The organism is Tsukamurella sp. PLM1, assembly GCF_023168325.1.
Classification (GTDB): Bacteria; Actinomycetota; Actinomycetes; order Mycobacteriales; family Mycobacteriaceae; genus Tsukamurella.
On sequence record NZ_AP025688.1, the window covers coordinates 2,544,125 to 2,557,821 of the forward strand.

Genomic DNA, 13,697 nt, shown 5'->3' on the forward strand with positions numbered 1-13,697 from the left:
TCGCAGCACCGACAACCTGCGGGTTTGATTCACAACCACGGTGGCGGCGCGCTGTCGAACCGTGATCGGATCCATGGTTCCGCATAGATTCTCATGGTTCAGTAACGAATCTTCAAAGGGGAACGACACTCACCGCGAGGCTCAAGGAGGGGGCCACGCCATCGACGTGTTCCGTGAATCGAAGGGTTCTCAGATGTCCCGTATCGCCAAACTCACAACGATCGCCGGCGCGCTCGCGCTCTGTGGCTCAACGATGGGAACCACTGCCGCCACCGCCGCGCCGGCGGGGTGCAATGTGGGTAACGACCTCAGTGTCGGCGCAGAACAGTCCCGGTCGGCTCCCGCGGCTGTCGATCTACTCGCGCTCTGGCCCAGCAAGGCCGATCCGGCCAGTACGAGCACCGTGGTGGACTGGCGGAACACGACGACCGGCAAGGTCGGCTCCCAGCGCGCACCGGGCGCACCGGGACTCTTCCTCGGGCAGTTGTCGTCCTCGATCAACGCGGTCCCCACCGGCGCCGGCACCGTCGAGTACACGCTGCACGTGTCCGACAGCTCGCTGAACCGGCCGTACCTGGAGTGCTCGGGCACCACGGTCATCCGCTGACCGGAGGACGCGATCTACACGGTGAAGCCGAGCGCCCTCAACTGCTCGCGGCCGTCGTCGGTGATCTTGTCCGGCCCCCACGGCGGCATCCACACCCAGTTGATCTTCGCGTCGGTCGCCAGACCCGACGAGACCAGCGCGGCGCGGGTCTGATCCTCGATCACGTCCTGCAGCGGGCAGGCCGCAGAGGTGAGGGTCATGTCGATGAGCACGGCGGCATCGTCGTCGACCTTGAGGTCGTAGACGAGGCCCAGGTCGACCACGTTGATGCCGAGCTCGGGGTCGACCACGTCACGCATGGCCTCCTCGACGTCGAACAGGCTGGGCAGGTTCAGCGGGTTGTCGCCGGCCTGCGCCGGGTCGGACGCGGTGCCGGCGGCCTCAGCAGCGTTCTCGCTCATGCCGTCTTCTCCTTGGAGTCGATGATCTGGGACAGCGCATCCTTGAACGCCATCCATCCGAGCAGTGCGCACTTCACGCGCGCGGGGTACTTCGAGACGCCGGCGAAGGCGATGCCGTCGCCGATCAGGTCCTCGTCGCCCTCGAGCTGCCCTCGGGACTGCAGCATCTCCGTGTAGGACTGCAGCATCTTCAGCGCCTCGCCGACGGGCTCGCCGATCACCTGGTCGGTGAGGACCGAGGTGGAGGCCTGCGAGATCGAGCAGCCCTGGCCGTCGTACGAGACATCGACCACGGTCTCGCGGTCGTCGGACAGGTGCACGCGCAGCGTCACCTCGTCGCCGCACGTGGGATTGACGTGGTGCACCTCCGCCTCGAAGGGCTCGCGGAGCCCGCGGCCGTGCGGGTGCTTGTAGTGGTCCAGGATCACGTCCTGGTACATCTGCTCCATGCGCATCAGATCACCCCGAAGAACTTCTGGGCCTTGACGATCGCGTCCGCCAACACGTCCACCTCGGCGATCGTGTTGTAGACGCCGAACGAGGCGCGCGCCGTGGCGGCCACGCCGAACTTCCGGTGCAGCGGCCACGCGCAGTGGTGGCCGACACGGATGGCGACGCCCTCGTCATCGAGGACCTGCCCGAGGTCGTGAGCGTGGATGCCGTCGACCACGAACGACACGGCGCTGCCGCGATCGCGGTTCTCGGTGGGGCCGACGATGCGGAGCCCCTCGATGGCGTCCAGCCGGTCGAGCGCCGCACTCACCAGCGCGTGCTCGTGGGCGGCCACATCGGCCATGCCGAGTCCGCCGAGGTACTTCACGGCGGCGCCGAGCCCCACGACCTGTGAGGTCATCGGCACGCCCGCCTCGAAACGTTGCGGCGGCGCCGCGTACGTGGAGCCCTCCATCGTGACGGTCTCGATCATCGAGCCGCCCGTGATGAACGGCGGCAGCTGCGCCAGGATCTCCCTCTTGCCGTAGAGCACACCCACGCCCGACGGGCCGTACATCTTATGGCCCGAGAAGGCGGCGAAGTCCACGTCGAGAGCGGCGAAGTCCACAGGCGTGTGCGGCACCGACTGGCACGCGTCGAGCACCACGACGGCGCCCACCGCGCGCGCCCGCGCGACCAGCTCGGGCACCGGCGCGATCGCGCCGGTCACGTTGGAGGCGTGGGTGAACGCGACGATCTTCACCGAATCGTCGAGCTCGAGCGAGTCCAGATCGATCCGGCCGTCGTCGGTGACGCCGTACCACTTGAGCGTCGCACCGGTCCGCCGGCAGAGCTCCTGCCAGGGCACGAGGTTCGCGTGGTGCTCCAGCTCGGTGACGACGACGGTGTCGCCCTCGCGTAGCCGGTGCCCGCCCAGGACGGCCGCCGAGCGGTCGTCACCCAGCGTGTACGCCACCAGGTTCAGCGACTCGGTCGCGTTCTTGGTGAAGACCAGCTCGTCCGGCGAGACCCGGACGAACTCCGCGATCGCGGCGCGCGCGTCCTCGTAGGCGTCCGTGGCCTCCTCGGCCAGCTGGTGCGCACCGCGGTGCACGGCCGCGTTGTGGGTGGTGAGGAACTCCCACTCCGCGTCGAGCACCTGGCGCGGGCGCTGCGAGGTGGCGCCGGAGTCCAGGTAGACCAGCGGCTTCTCGTCGCGCACCGTGCGCGCGAGGATCGGGAAGTCGCCGCGGACCGCGGCGACGTCCAGGGCTTGCACCGAAGCGGTCATGCTCCCGGCCCGGTCGATACGGCCTGGGTGAACCGCACGTAGCCGTTCTCCTCCAGCTCGTCGGCCAGCTCGGAGCCGCCCGACTCCACGATCCGGCCGTTCACGAAGACGTGCACGAACTCGGGGTGGATGTACCGCAGGATGCGGGTGTAGTGCGTGATGAGCAGGATGCCGCCGTGCTCGCGCTCGGCGTACCGGTTCACGCCCTCGGACACGACGCGCAGCGCGTCGACGTCGAGGCCGGAGTCGGTCTCGTCGAGGATGGCGAACTTCGGCTTGAGCAGGCCCAGCTGCAGGATCTCGTGGCGCTTCTTCTCGCCGCCCGAGAAGCCCTCATTGACCGAGCGCTCGCCGAACTGCGGGTCGATGGACAGCTCGCCCATCGCCTCCTTGACCTCCTTGACCCAGTGCCGCAGCTTCGGGGCCTCGCCGCGGACCGCGGTGGCGGCCGAGCGCAGGAAGTTCGACATGGACACGCCCGGCACCTCGACGGGGTACTGCATGGCCAGGAACAGGCCGGCGCGGGCCCGCTCATCCACGGTCATCGACAGCACGTCCTCGCCGTCGAGGGTGATCGAGCCCTGGGTCACCTCGTACTTGGGGTGGCCGGCGATGGCGTAGCTCAGCGTGGACTTGCCGGAGCCGTTGGGCCCCATGATCGCGTGGGTCTCGCCCGACTTGATGGTCAGGTCGACGCCCTTGAGGATCTGGATCGGCTCGGCGTTCTCGTCCGCCTGCACCACGTTGACGTGCAGATCGCGGATTTCCAGAGTAGACAACGTATTTCCTTCTTCGAGTTTCAGACGCCGGCGGTGGCGAGTTCGTTTTCGATGGCGGCGGCGAGACGCTCGCGCAGCTCGGGGACCGAGATCCGGTCGATCAGCTCCTGGAAGAAGCCGCGCACCACCAGGCGGCGAGCCTCGTCCTCGGGGATTCCCCGGGAGCGGAGGTAGAACAGCTGCTCGTCGTCGAAGCGGCCGGTGGCGCTGGCGTGGCCGGCGCCGGCGATCTCGCCGGTCTCGATCTCGAGGTTGGGCACCGAGTCGGCCCGGGCACCGTCGGTCAGCACGAGGTTCCGATTGAGCTCGAACGTGTCCGTGCCCTCGGCCTCCGCGCGGATCAGCACATCACCCACCCACACGGTGTGCGCGTCGGGCAGCTTCGAGGACGGGTCGCCCTGGAGCGCGCCCTTGTAGACGACGTTCGACTTGCAGTGCGGCACCGCGTGGTCGACCAGCAGGCGCTGCTCGAGGTGCTGCCCGTCGTCGGCGAAGTACAGGCCGAACAGCTCGGCGTTGCCGCCGGGGGCGTCGAACTGCACGCGCGGCGTCATGCGGACCAGCTCGCCGCCCAACTGCACGGCGAAGTGCCGGACGTGCGCGTCGCGACCCACGCGGACGTGGTGCTGGGTGACCCACACGGCGTCGTCGGCGAAGTCCTGCGCGTCGACGATCTGCAGCGAGGCACCGTCGCCCAGGACGACCTCGACGTTCTCGGCGACGGTACCCGAGCCGGTGTGGTCGAGCACGACCACGGCGCGGGCGTGCCGCTCCAGGCGCACCTGGATGTGCGTGAAGGCGGTCTTCCCCTCGCCCGGTCCGGCGATGCGGACGAAGATCGGCTCGGCGACCTCCGCCTCCTTGGCGACGGTCAGCAGATGCGCCTCCGTCATGGAGGTGAATGCCTGCGCCGCGACGCGGTCGAACGGGACGCCCGCCTGGCCGAGCCGCTCGTCGCCCTTGGCGACGGTCTCGAACGACGTGCCGTCCGGCAGGGCGTCGACGGTGGCGGTGACGGCACCGTCGGCCTGCGCCGACCCGTCGTGGAGCCCCCGCAGGCGGCGCAGCGGGGTGAATCGCCACGCCTCGTCGCGGTGGCTGGGGATCTCGAAGGCCGCCGCGTCGAACGACGTGAACAGCTCGCCCTTGTTGGCGACAGGGTGGGCCTCCACCGCGTCGTTGAGAGTGTTGGTCACTAGCCCACGGACCCTTCCATCTGCAGCTCGATCAATCGGTTGAGCTCGAGCGCGTACTCCATCGGCAGCTCCTTGGCGATGGGCTCGACGAAGCCGCGCACCACCATGGCCATGGCCTCGTCCTCGGTGAGGCCGCGGCTCATCAGGTAGAACAGCTGGTCGTCGGAGACCTTCGAGACGGTGGCCTCGTGGCCCATCGTGACGTCGTCTTCGCGGATGTCCACGTACGGGTACGTGTCCGAGCGGGAGATCGTATCGACCAGCAGCGCGTCGCACTTCACGGTGGACTTGCTGCCGTGCGCGCCCTTGTTGATCTGGATCAGGCCGCGGTAGCTCGACCGGCCGCCGCCGCGGGCGACCGACTTGCTGACGATGTTGCTCGAGGTGTTCGGCGCGAAGTGCACCATCTTCGAGCCCGTGTCCTGGTGCTGGCCCTCGCCGGCGAACGCCACGGAGAGCACCTCGCCCTTGGCGTGCTCGCCCATCATCCACACGGCCGGGTACTTCATGGTGACCTTGGAGCCGATGTTGCCGTCGATCCACTCCATGGTGGCGCCGGCCTCGGCCTTGGCACGCTTGGTGACCAGGTTGTAGACGTTGTTCGACCAGTTCTGGATGGTCGTGTAGCGGCAGCGGCCGCCCTTCTTGACGATGATCTCGACGACCGCGGAGTGCAGCGAGTCCGACTTGTAGATCGGCGCGGTGCAGCCCTCGACGTAGTGCACGTAGGCGTCCTCGTCGACGATGATCAGGGTGCGCTCGAACTGGCCCATGTTCTCGGTGTTGATCCGGAAGTAGGCCTGCAGCGGGATGTCCACGTGGACGCCCTTGGGCACGTAGATGAACGACCCGCCCGACCACACGGCGGTGTTCAGCGCGGAGAACTTGTTGTCGCCCGCGGGGATCACGGAGCCGAAGTACTCCTCGAACAGCTCCGGGTGCTCACGCAGGCCGGTGTCGGTGTCGAGGAAGATGACGCCCTTCTCCTCGAGGTCCTCGCGGATCGAGTGGTAGACGACCTCGGACTCGTACTGCGCCGCGACGCCCGCGACGAGGCGCTGCTTCTCCGCCTCGGGGATGCCCAGCTTGTCGTACGTGTTCTTGATGTCCTCGGGCAGGTCCTCCCAGCTCTCGGCCTGCTTCTCGGACGAGCGCACGAAGTACTTGATGTTGTCGAAATCGATGCCGTCGAGGTCGCTGCCCCAGGTGGGCATCGGCTTCTTCTCGAAGATGCTCAGGGCCTTGAGGCGCTGCTGCAGCATCCACTCCGACTCGTTCTTCTTCGCCGAGATGTCGGCGACGATCGCCTCGGACAGGCCGCGCTGGGCGGAGGCGCCGGCATCGTCGGAATCGTGCCAGCCGTAGCCGTAGGTGCCCAGGGAGGCGATCGTCTCCTCCTGGGACAGCTTGGCGTCCTCGGCGGCTGGCGCCGACAGCGGGCCGTTCTCGACCGTTGTCATCGAAGCTCCTTAGCGGGTGTTGCTCGCGGTACCACGCGCTCGAGGGGCACGTGGGTGGTGCATGCGCGGTCACCATTGGCGATGGTGGCCAAACGCTGTACATGAGTTCCCAACGCCTGTTCGATCGCCGAAATTTCGGCCTCGCACAGTTCGGGGAATTCGGATGCGACCTCCGACACCGGGCAGTGGTGTTGGCAGATCTGGACGCCGTTGCCCACTTCCCGGGCATCGGCGGAGAACCCGGCGTCCGAGAGCGACGCCGCGATCCTACGGGCACCGTCCACCGGGTCCGCGGACTCCGTGGGGCTGATGGTGCCGATGGCCTGTTCGGCCCGGCGCCGCGCGAAGGTGCGCACCGCCTCCTCACCGCCGACCTCGCGGAGGGCGCACAGCGCGTCCACTGCCAGGGCGTCGTAACCCTGGCCCAGCCTGCGCCGGCCGGTGGCCGTGAGGAGGAACTCCTTGGCCGGGCGACCCCGGCCGCGGCTTCCCAGGCCCGACGGTGCCGCCGCCGTCACGTCCCCCGCGTCCAGCAGGTTGTCGAGATGGCGCCGCACCGCGGTGGTCGTGATACCCAGGGCCTCGCCGATATCGGCTGCAGTGGCCTGGCCCCGGTTCGCGAGCAGCGCGATCACCGCGTCACGGGTGTCCCCGTCGCGCTGGATCTCGTGCTCGTTTTTCACAACACGATTGTTTCCTAATTCGGCGAGCGCCGCCAGCAAGGTCAGGCTAAGCTTCGCCACCCGCACGCGGCCCCATCTCAGCGCGCGCCGCGACCGGGCCCTGCGGCGCACCGTCTACGCTTGCGTGCGTGCGCGCAACCCCTCACGTCCCGGCCCCCGTGCGCACGTTCGCCGACTTCCTCTGCCTCACCAAGCCCGATGGTCCGCCGTCGCCCACCGCCGCGCACGGGGCGGTGACGCGGCTGCACACCGACGAGCAGCAGCACCCCGACCTGAACGCGGCGGAGAAGCGCACCGTCCGCAAGATCGCGACCTTCGGCGGCGTCGGGGCCGTGCTGATCGCCTTCGGCGCGCTCGGGGTCGGATCGTTCCCGGTGGTGCAGAACCCGATCGCGGGCCGGCGCCTGCTGGGCCTGATGTTCCGGATGCAGTCCACCGCGCTGACCGTCACGATGGTCGGGACGGCGATGCTGATGATCGCGTGGGTGCTGCTGCGCCGGTACACCATCGGCTACCTGAACCCGAACGCGCACGCCGACCCCGCTCCCCGCGCAGGCTCACCCGCCGCGGCTTCGACCGGATCCTCGCGCTGTGGGTGCTGCCGTTCCTGTTCGCGCCGCCGATGTTCAGCAAGGACGTCTACTCGTACCTGGCGCAGTCGGAGATCACCGCCCGCGGGCTGGACCCGTACGCGATCGGGCCGGCCGAGGCGCTCGGCATCGACCACGTCTTCACCCGCTCGGTGCCCAACATCTGGCGGGACACGCCCGCCCCGTACGGCCCCCTGTTCCTCTACCTCGGCCGCGGCATCACGTGGCTGACCGGCGAGAACGTGGTCGCCGGCGTCGTGCTGCACCGCGTGCTCGCGCTGGCCGGCGTCGCGATGATCGTGTGGGCGCTCCCCGGCTCGCGCGGCGCTGCGGCGTCAACGAGGTCGCGGCGCTGTGGCTGGGCGCCGCGAACCCGCTGCTGATCTTCCATCTCATCGCCGGCATCCATAACGAGGCGCTGATGCTCGGCCTGATGCTGGTCGGCATGGAGTGGTGCCTGCGGGCGATCTCGTCCGGGCTGCCGTTCCTCGACGGGTTCACCCCCACGCGAACGGGACTGCTGCTCACCGGCGGCGCCGCCACCATCGCCCTGTCCGGCCTGATCAAGATCACCTCGGTGCTCGCGCTGGGGTTCATCGGCATGGCGCTCGCGCGGCGCCTCGGCGGCAGCTTCCCCGACATCGGCGGCAGGCTCCGCGACTGGCGCACCGCGGTGCGTGAGTTCCGTCCGAACGCCGGACGCACCCTCGTCGCGCTCGCCGCGTCGGCCGGCTTCCTCGTGGTGGTCCTGGTGATCGTCGTGGTCGCGGTGTGCCAGGTGACGGGTCTGGGCTACGGCTGGCTCGACGCGGGCACGCTCGGCACGGCCAACAAGGTGCGGTCCTGGCTGTCGATCCCGACGGTGCTCGGCCTCGGGACCGGGCAGGTCGGCGTGCTCCTGGGCCTGGGTGACCACACGACGGCGATCCTCGCGATCACCCGGCCGATCGCCGCCGCCCTCGCCGCGCTGATCGTGCTCCGGATGCTGATCGCCACCCTGTCGAACCGCATCCACCCGGTCGGCGCGCTCGGCATCTCGATGGCCGCGCTCGTCCTGCTGTTCCCCGTGGTGCAACCCTGGTACCTGCTGTGGGCGATCGTCCCCCTGGCCGCCTGGGCCACCGCGCCCGGCTTCCGACTGGCAGCGGTCATCGTCTCCAGCGTCATCTCGGTCATGCTCATGCCCAACGGCGGCGAGATCGAACCGTACGTCATCGCCAAGGCGGGGATCAGCACCGTCGTCATCGTGGCCCGGCCCTCTACCTGACGTTCGAGCTGCCGCGTGACCGCGAGCGGCGCCGCAGCAGTAGCCGAGTACGCTGACCTCCCGTGCCCGCACTGTCCGCGACCTCCGTGACCAAACGGTTCGGCGACGTCGTCGCCGTCGACGGACTGGACCTCACCGTCGAACGGGGCGCCGTCCTCGCCCTGCTGGGCCCGAACGGCGCCGGGAAGACCACCACCGTCGAGCTGTGCGAAGGATTCGGCTCGCCCGATTCCGGGACCATCGAGGTGCTGGGCCTGGACCCCGTCGCCGACGCCGCCCGACTCAAGCCCCGGATCGGCGTGATGCTGCAGGGCGGCGGCGCGTACCCGGGCGCGAAGGCGGGCGAGATGCTGCGGCTCGTGGCGGCCTACGCCGCGAACCCCCTCGATCCGGACTGGCTCCTCACGACCCTGGGGCTCACCGACGCCGTGGGAACCAGTTACCGCCGCCTGTCCGGCGGGCAGCAGCAGCGCCTCGCGCTCGCGTGCGCCCTCGTCGGCCGGCCCGAGCTGGTGTTCCTCGACGAGCCGACCGCCGGCCTCGACGCGCAGGCCCGCCTGCTGGTCTGGGATCTCATCGCCGCGCTCCGCCGCGACGGCGTCACCGTCCTGCTCACCACGCACCTGCTCGACGAGGCCGAGGCCCTCGCCGACCGGGTCGTCATCATCGACCGCGGTCGCGCCGTCGCCGACGGTACGCCGGACGAACTCACGCGCGCAGGCGCCGAGCACGAGCTGCGGGTGACGGCACCGTCGGGCCTGGACACCGCGGCCCTGACCGCCCGGCTGGGCACCGGCTTCACGGCGACGGTGGACGCCGCCGACCCGGGCCGGTCGACCTACGTGATCCGCGGCGCGGAGGTGACCCCCGCCGTGATCGCGGACACCGCGGCGTTCCTCGCGGCGCAGGGGGCGCTGCTCTCGGACCTGCGGGTGGGCACGCGCAGCCTGCAGGACGTGTTCCTGGACCTCACCGGCCGCGACCTGAGGGGCTGACATGACCACCGAATCCCGGTTCGCCCGCGGCACGTTCCTGCCGAACCCCGAGGCGGCGCGCCCGTCGGCGATGCTGGCGGCGCAGACCCGCCTGGAGTTGACGCTGCTGCTGCGCAACGGCGAGCAGCTCCTGCTGACGATGTTCATCCCCATCGCCCTGCTCGTGGGGCTCACGGTGCTCCCGATCGGCGGGGAGGCCACTCGGATCGAGTACCTGGTGCCCGCGATCATGGCGGTGGCCGTGATGTCGACGGCGTTCACCGGTCAGGCGATCGCGGTGGGCTTCGATCGGCGCTACGGGGCGCTCAAGCGGCTCGGCGCCACCCCGCTGCCCCGGTGGGGTGTGATCGCGGGCAAGACGTGCGCGGTGATCCTGGTGGTGGTGCTGCAGGCAGTGATCCTCAGCGGGTTCGGGATCGCGCTGGGCTGGCGCCCCGGGCCTTTGGGCCTGCTGCTGTGGGTACCGCTGCTGGCGCTGGGCGTGTTCGCGTTCGCGTCGCTGGGGCTGCTGCTGGGCGGCACTCTCAAGGCGGAGGTCGTGCTCGCGCTGGCGAACCTGCTGTGGTTCGCGCTCGGCGCGATCGGCTCGCTCGTGGTGGCGCACGAGCACGTGCCCGACACAGTCGTGCAGATCGCGCGCGTGGCACCGTCGGGCGCACTGATCGAGGCGCTGACCCGAGCGAGCGAGTCCGGCGCCGTCGACTGGTTCGGCGTCGCCGTGCTGCTCGTGTGGGGTGCCGTCGGGGCCACCGCCGCGGTGCGCCTGTTCCGCTTCGTCGATTAATTCGTTCGCACACCATTCGCACCGGGTGATACATCTGGGCGATGTCCGATTCACCGGAGCGCCGGTCTCCCTGCCCGCCTGGCTCCTCGCGCTGCTCGGCGCGTGCCTGGTGCTGTACACCGACGACTACGTGATCGCCGGGATCCTTCCCGAGGTCTCCGCCGACCTCGCGGTCAGCGAGGCCACCGCGGGCCAGCTGATCACCGTGTTCTCGCTGACGGTCGCGGTCGCAGCCCCTTCGCCGCGGTGGCGCTCATTCGAGTACCGCGGCGCGCGCTGTTCGCCACCGGACTCGCGGTGTTCGTCGCGGCCAACACGGCCGCCGCCTTCGCGCCGAGCTATCCCGCGTTGTTCGCCCTGCGGATCGTTGCGGCGCTCGCGGCGGCGAGCGTCACCCCGTCGGTGTTCGCGTTCGCAGCGGAGCAGGCTCCACCCGACCGGACGGGGCGGTTCATCGCCGTGGTCGCGCTCGGCGTGACCGGGTCGATCGCGCTCGGCGTGCCCGTGGGCGCATGGATCGGCGGACAGTGGGGCTGGCGCGCGACCTTCGCGACGATGGCCGCCGCCGGCGTGGTGGCCCTGGTCGCCCTGCTGGCGACGCTCCCGCGCGACGAGCCCCACGCGACGTGCCGTCGCTGGGTGAGCAACTCCGGACGTTGCGCGCCGCGCCGGTCTCGCTCGGGCTCCTCGCGAACACCGCGCTGATGACGGGCTCGATGATGATGCTCACCTACCTCGCGCCGGTGCTGGCGGAGACCGCTTCCGCAGGCGTCGGACAGCGCGCCGTGACGTTCAGCCTCTCCGGCGTCGCCGGAATGGTCGGCATCTGGCTCGGCGGCGTCGCGGTGGACAGGTGGGGCGCGGACCGGACCCTGACGGTCGGCATCGCCGGGATCGGCGCCTCGATGGTGTGCCTGTGGCTGCTGTGGTTGGCACGTCCGGTGCCCTTCGCGGTCCTCCTGGCCCTGGGGACCGTGTGGGGCGGGCTGTCCTTCTTGAACTCCCCGCGATCCAGGCCCGGCTGTACGCCCTCGCCGGGCCTGTCGCTCCGCAGGCGCTGGCCCTGAACACCTCGGGGACCTACCTCGGGGTGGCCGCGGGCGGCGCGATCGGTGGGGCGCTCCTCGCGACGGCTGGCGTCGGGGCGCTCCCACTGGTCGCGGCGGCGTTCAGCGTGGCGGCGCTCCTCCTGCTCCGGATCGCGGCCGCGACGCACCACACCTCCGACGCGCTGTAGTAGACAGCCGGCCGTCGCGTAGCATGACCCGCGTGTACCAGCTCTTCCTGCGCCTCGTCGATCGCCTGCCGCTCCCCAGCGCGAAGGCGCAGCAGCGGTTCGCGCTCGCCGCGCTGCTGTCCCAGGCACTGATCGCCGTCACCGGTTCGGTGGTCCGGGTCACGGGGTCCGGCCTGGGATGCCCCACCTGGCCCAAGTGCTTCGACGACTCCCTTCTGCCGATCCCGCAGGACGAGGTGCCGTGGTGGCACCAGGCCATCGAGTTCGGGAACCGGCAGATCGCGGTGTGGATCGTGGTCACCACGTCGGTCGCGATCGTCCTCGCGGTGACGCGGGCGCGCCGCCGCCGCGAGATCCTGGTCTACGCGTGGATCATGCCGCTGTCGACGTTCGCGCAGGGCGTCCTCGGCGGCATCACCGTGCTCACCGGCCTGCGCTGGTGGGTCGTCGGCGCGCACATGCTGGTCTCGTGCGCGATGGTGTGGCTCGCCGCCACCCTGTACGCGAAGGTCGGGGAACCGGACGACGGTGCCGACATCGCGGCCGCGCCCGCCGGCGCACGGCGCCTGGTGGCGTCCTCCGCGGTGGTCATGAGTCTCGTCCTGGCCGCCGGCGTCGTGGTCACCGCCGCCGGCCCGCACGCGGGCGACCGCACCAATCCCAAGGCCATCGACCGCCTCGACGTGTCGATCCCGCTGCTGTCCTCGCTGCACGGCGCGCTGGTCGCGGTGTACGTGGCGCTGCTGGTCGCGGCGGCCGTGCTGATCTCCCGCGGGCCGTCGAGCGAGGCCGTGCGGCGCCGGGTGAAGATCGTGTTCGTCGTGGTCGCCGCGCAGTCGCTCATCGGCGTGGTCCAGTACTTCACCGGCGTCCCGGCGCTGCTGGTGGTGCTGCACGTGGCGGGCGCGATGTCGGTCATCGCCGAGACCGCGATCCTGTACCGGCTGATGTCCGCGCGGGTGGTGCGCGGTTCGGACCGCACGACCGATAAGCTGGCCGCATGAGTGACCAGGCACCCGGCAACGTCGTCTCCCGTCTGAAGGCCTTCGCCGCCAAGCACGACGGCGCGAAGGCCGTGCTGCAGAACATGGGCGAGGAGGGCGTGCGCATCACCCTCGTCGGCGGCGACGGGATCATGGGCGACCAGATCGTCGCGAACCCCGCGCAGGCGAAGGACGCCGCCGAGAAGGCCGGTCTCGACACCTCCGAGTGGGACCGCGAGTTGGTCAGCAAGGCCACCACGGAGCCCGGCCACCACGAGCGGATGGCGGGCTACCGGGCGTCGTCCCGCTAGCGGCCGAGTCGATGACCACCCCACCCCGGGTGGCTCAGGAGCGCTCGTACTGCGCCAGGATCACCCCGATGTCGAACACGCGGTGCGAGACGAGCTTCCACTGCTGCGGCGCGAAGCCGCCCGCGAACAGCGGGATCCCGTCGCCCGCGGTCACCGGGTAGATCTTCAGCACCAGCCGGTCGACCTCGGGTGCGAGCGTCGCGGCGAGCTTCCTCCACCGCACAACCAGATGTCGCCGCCTTCCTCCTGCTTGAGCGCGCGCATGTGCGCGACCGGGTCCTCGGCCACCACCTCGACCTCGGGAAACGCCGCCGGGTCCAGCGACTGCGAGTAGACGACGGTCCGCAGGTGCGGGTACGGGTCGTTCACGCCGACGTCGGCGCCGATCCGGTAGGTCGCGGACCCCATGACCACCGTGTCCCACTTCGTGAGCGGTGGCGTGATGCCCAGGGCCTCGTGCAGCGCCGTCGGCAGCCCGTCACCCCACTCCTCGTTCATCTGCCGCGAGTACTCCTCGTCGACGGGGTAGAAGTCGTACTCACCTCCGGGGCCGGCGATCCGGCCGTCCAGTGACAGCGCGACGTAATAGACGAGTGAACGCAACGAGGGACTCCTCGGTCGACGGGATGTGCGGGCCGGATTCTGCAGCCCCGTCGACCCTGCCACACCGCGTGCGGTAGA

At 70.2% G+C, this 13,697-nt stretch carries 19 protein-coding genes and 1 pseudogene; 11 read left to right on the top strand and 9 right to left on the bottom strand.

Annotation, left to right across the window (positions count from 1 at the left end; all coding sequences use genetic code 11):
- Positions 1 to 253 precede the first annotated feature (253 nt).
- A complete protein-coding gene (locus tag MTP03_RS13145) occupies positions 254 to 607 on the top strand; it encodes a hypothetical protein (RefSeq protein ID WP_248488675.1) in 354 nt (117 codons plus the stop codon).
- Positions 608 to 621: 14 nt separating this feature from the next.
- On the opposite strand, the gene MTP03_RS13150 is transcribed toward MTP03_RS13145, so the two are convergent.
- Genes MTP03_RS13150 through MTP03_RS23145 form a run of 7 tightly spaced genes read right to left on the bottom strand, consistent with a single transcriptional unit; the run spans position 622 to position 6,915 of the window.
- Positions 622 to 1,008 carry a metal-sulfur cluster assembly factor gene (locus tag MTP03_RS13150; RefSeq protein WP_248488676.1) on the bottom strand — a complete coding sequence of 129 codons (387 nt, stop codon included), beginning with the start codon at positions 1,006 to 1,008 and terminating at the stop codon, positions 622 to 624.
- On the bottom strand, positions 1,005 to 1,463 hold the full coding sequence (sufU, locus tag MTP03_RS13155; protein ID WP_248488677.1) for a Fe-S cluster assembly sulfur transfer protein SufU: 459 nt from the start codon (positions 1,461 to 1,463) through the stop codon (positions 1,005 to 1,007). The genes MTP03_RS13150 and sufU overlap by 4 nt, the downstream gene beginning before the upstream one ends.
- Positions 1,463 to 2,731 (bottom strand): cysteine desulfurase, encoded by a 1,269-nt coding sequence (locus MTP03_RS13160; protein ID WP_248488678.1) that lies wholly within the window; start codon positions 2,729 to 2,731, stop codon positions 1,463 to 1,465. Before MTP03_RS13160 ends, sufU begins: the two co-directional genes overlap by 1 nt.
- Entirely contained in the window at positions 2,728 to 3,510 is a 783-nt protein-coding gene (sufC, locus tag MTP03_RS13165) for a Fe-S cluster assembly ATPase SufC (protein ID WP_248488679.1), read from the bottom strand. Before sufC ends, MTP03_RS13160 begins: the two co-directional genes overlap by 4 nt.
- 20 nt (positions 3,511 to 3,530) lie before the next feature.
- Positions 3,531 to 4,706, bottom strand: a complete 1,176-nt coding sequence (gene sufD, locus MTP03_RS13170) for a Fe-S cluster assembly protein SufD (protein WP_248488680.1) — start codon at positions 4,704 to 4,706, stop codon at positions 3,531 to 3,533.
- Positions 4,706 to 6,166, bottom strand: coding sequence for a Fe-S cluster assembly protein SufB (gene sufB, locus MTP03_RS13175; RefSeq protein WP_248488681.1), 1,461 nt, complete (start codon positions 6,164 to 6,166; stop codon positions 4,706 to 4,708). Before sufB ends, sufD begins: the two co-directional genes overlap by 1 nt.
- Positions 6,163 to 6,915 carry a metalloregulator ArsR/SmtB family transcription factor gene (locus tag MTP03_RS23145; protein WP_305852761.1) on the bottom strand — a complete coding sequence of 251 codons (753 nt, stop codon included), beginning with the start codon at positions 6,913 to 6,915 and terminating at the stop codon, positions 6,163 to 6,165. The genes sufB and MTP03_RS23145 overlap by 4 nt, the downstream gene beginning before the upstream one ends.
- 167 nt (positions 6,916 to 7,082) lie before the next feature.
- On the opposite strand from MTP03_RS23145, the pseudogene MTP03_RS23790 reads away from it, so the two are divergent.
- The 10 genes and pseudogenes from MTP03_RS23790 to MTP03_RS13215 form a co-directional block, all read left to right on the top strand.
- Positions 7,083 to 7,301: pseudogene (locus tag MTP03_RS23790) on the top strand (hypothetical protein); the annotation flags it as partial.
- A gap of 143 nt (positions 7,302 to 7,444) precedes the next feature.
- On the top strand, positions 7,445 to 7,822 hold the full coding sequence (gene mptB / locus MTP03_RS23795; RefSeq protein WP_371820756.1) for a polyprenol phosphomannose-dependent alpha 1,6 mannosyltransferase MptB: 378 nt from the start codon (positions 7,445 to 7,447) through the stop codon (positions 7,820 to 7,822).
- Positions 7,741 to 8,706, top strand: coding sequence for a polyprenol phosphomannose-dependent alpha 1,6 mannosyltransferase MptB (mptB, locus tag MTP03_RS23800; RefSeq protein WP_371820757.1), 966 nt, complete (start codon positions 7,741 to 7,743; stop codon positions 8,704 to 8,706). Before mptB (MTP03_RS23795) ends, mptB (MTP03_RS23800) begins: the two co-directional genes overlap by 82 nt.
- Before the next feature lie 62 nt (positions 8,707 to 8,768).
- A complete protein-coding gene (locus tag MTP03_RS13190; RefSeq protein WP_248488682.1) occupies positions 8,769 to 9,701 on the top strand; it encodes an ABC transporter ATP-binding protein in 933 nt (310 codons plus the stop codon).
- 1 nt (position 9,702) lies between these two features.
- Complete coding sequence (locus MTP03_RS13195; protein ID WP_248488683.1) at positions 9,703 to 10,485, top strand: ABC transporter permease; 783 nt, start codon at positions 9,703 to 9,705, stop codon at positions 10,483 to 10,485.
- Positions 10,486 to 10,731: 246 nt separating this feature from the next.
- Positions 10,732 to 11,190 (top strand): MFS transporter, encoded by a 459-nt coding sequence (locus MTP03_RS23805; protein ID WP_371820758.1) that lies wholly within the window; start codon positions 10,732 to 10,734, stop codon positions 11,188 to 11,190.
- Positions 11,112 to 11,552, top strand: coding sequence for a hypothetical protein (locus MTP03_RS23810; RefSeq protein ID WP_371820759.1), 441 nt, complete (start codon positions 11,112 to 11,114; stop codon positions 11,550 to 11,552). The genes MTP03_RS23805 and MTP03_RS23810 overlap by 79 nt, the downstream gene beginning before the upstream one ends.
- A 23-nt stretch (positions 11,553 to 11,575) precedes the next feature.
- Positions 11,576 to 11,722, top strand: coding sequence for a hypothetical protein (locus MTP03_RS13205; RefSeq protein ID WP_248488684.1), 147 nt, complete (start codon positions 11,576 to 11,578; stop codon positions 11,720 to 11,722).
- A gap of 23 nt (positions 11,723 to 11,745) precedes the next feature.
- Entirely contained in the window at positions 11,746 to 12,726 is a 981-nt protein-coding gene (locus MTP03_RS13210; protein WP_248488685.1) for a heme A synthase, read from the top strand.
- The gene (locus MTP03_RS13215) at positions 12,723 to 13,016 is read left to right on the top strand and encodes a hypothetical protein (RefSeq protein ID WP_248488686.1); all 294 of its coding nucleotides are present in this window, start codon (positions 12,723 to 12,725) and stop codon (positions 13,014 to 13,016) included. The genes MTP03_RS13210 and MTP03_RS13215 overlap by 4 nt, the downstream gene beginning before the upstream one ends.
- Positions 13,017 to 13,050: 34 nt before the next feature.
- Here the strand turns inward: MTP03_RS13215 and MTP03_RS13220 are convergent, their stop codons facing one another.
- Both MTP03_RS13220 and MTP03_RS13225 read right to left on the bottom strand, forming a co-directional pair.
- Positions 13,051 to 13,188 (bottom strand): hypothetical protein, encoded by a 138-nt coding sequence (locus MTP03_RS13220; RefSeq protein ID WP_248488687.1) that lies wholly within the window; start codon positions 13,186 to 13,188, stop codon positions 13,051 to 13,053.
- Positions 13,182 to 13,619 carry a dihydrofolate reductase family protein gene (locus MTP03_RS13225; RefSeq protein ID WP_248488688.1) on the bottom strand — a complete coding sequence of 146 codons (438 nt, stop codon included), beginning with the start codon at positions 13,617 to 13,619 and terminating at the stop codon, positions 13,182 to 13,184. The genes MTP03_RS13220 and MTP03_RS13225 overlap by 7 nt, the downstream gene beginning before the upstream one ends.
- Positions 13,620 to 13,697 lie beyond the last annotated feature (78 nt).

What these genes read in the sequence shown, in the direction of transcription:
- MTP03_RS13145 (WP_248488675.1), top strand. Translation starts at nt 254, where the DNA reads ATGGGAACCACTGCCGCCACCGCCGCGCCGGCGGGGTGCAATGTGGGT.
- MTP03_RS13150 (WP_248488676.1), bottom strand. Translation starts at nt 1,008, where the DNA reads ATGAGCGAGAACGCTGCTGAGGCCGCCGGCACCGCGTCCGACCCGGCG.
- sufU (WP_248488677.1), bottom strand. Translation starts at nt 1,463, where the DNA reads ATGCGCATGGAGCAGATGTACCAGGACGTGATCCTGGACCACTACAAG.
- MTP03_RS13160 (WP_248488678.1), bottom strand. Translation starts at nt 2,731, where the DNA reads ATGACCGCTTCGGTGCAAGCCCTGGACGTCGCCGCGGTCCGCGGCGAC.
- sufB (WP_248488681.1), bottom strand. Translation starts at nt 6,166, where the DNA reads ATGACAACGGTCGAGAACGGCCCGCTGTCGGCGCCAGCCGCCGAGGAC.
- MTP03_RS13195 (WP_248488683.1), top strand. Translation starts at nt 9,703, where the DNA reads ATGACCACCGAATCCCGGTTCGCCCGCGGCACGTTCCTGCCGAACCCC.
- MTP03_RS13210 (WP_248488685.1), top strand. Translation starts at nt 11,746, where the DNA reads ATGACCCGCGTGTACCAGCTCTTCCTGCGCCTCGTCGATCGCCTGCCG.
- MTP03_RS13215 (WP_248488686.1), top strand. Translation starts at nt 12,723, where the DNA reads ATGAGTGACCAGGCACCCGGCAACGTCGTCTCCCGTCTGAAGGCCTTC.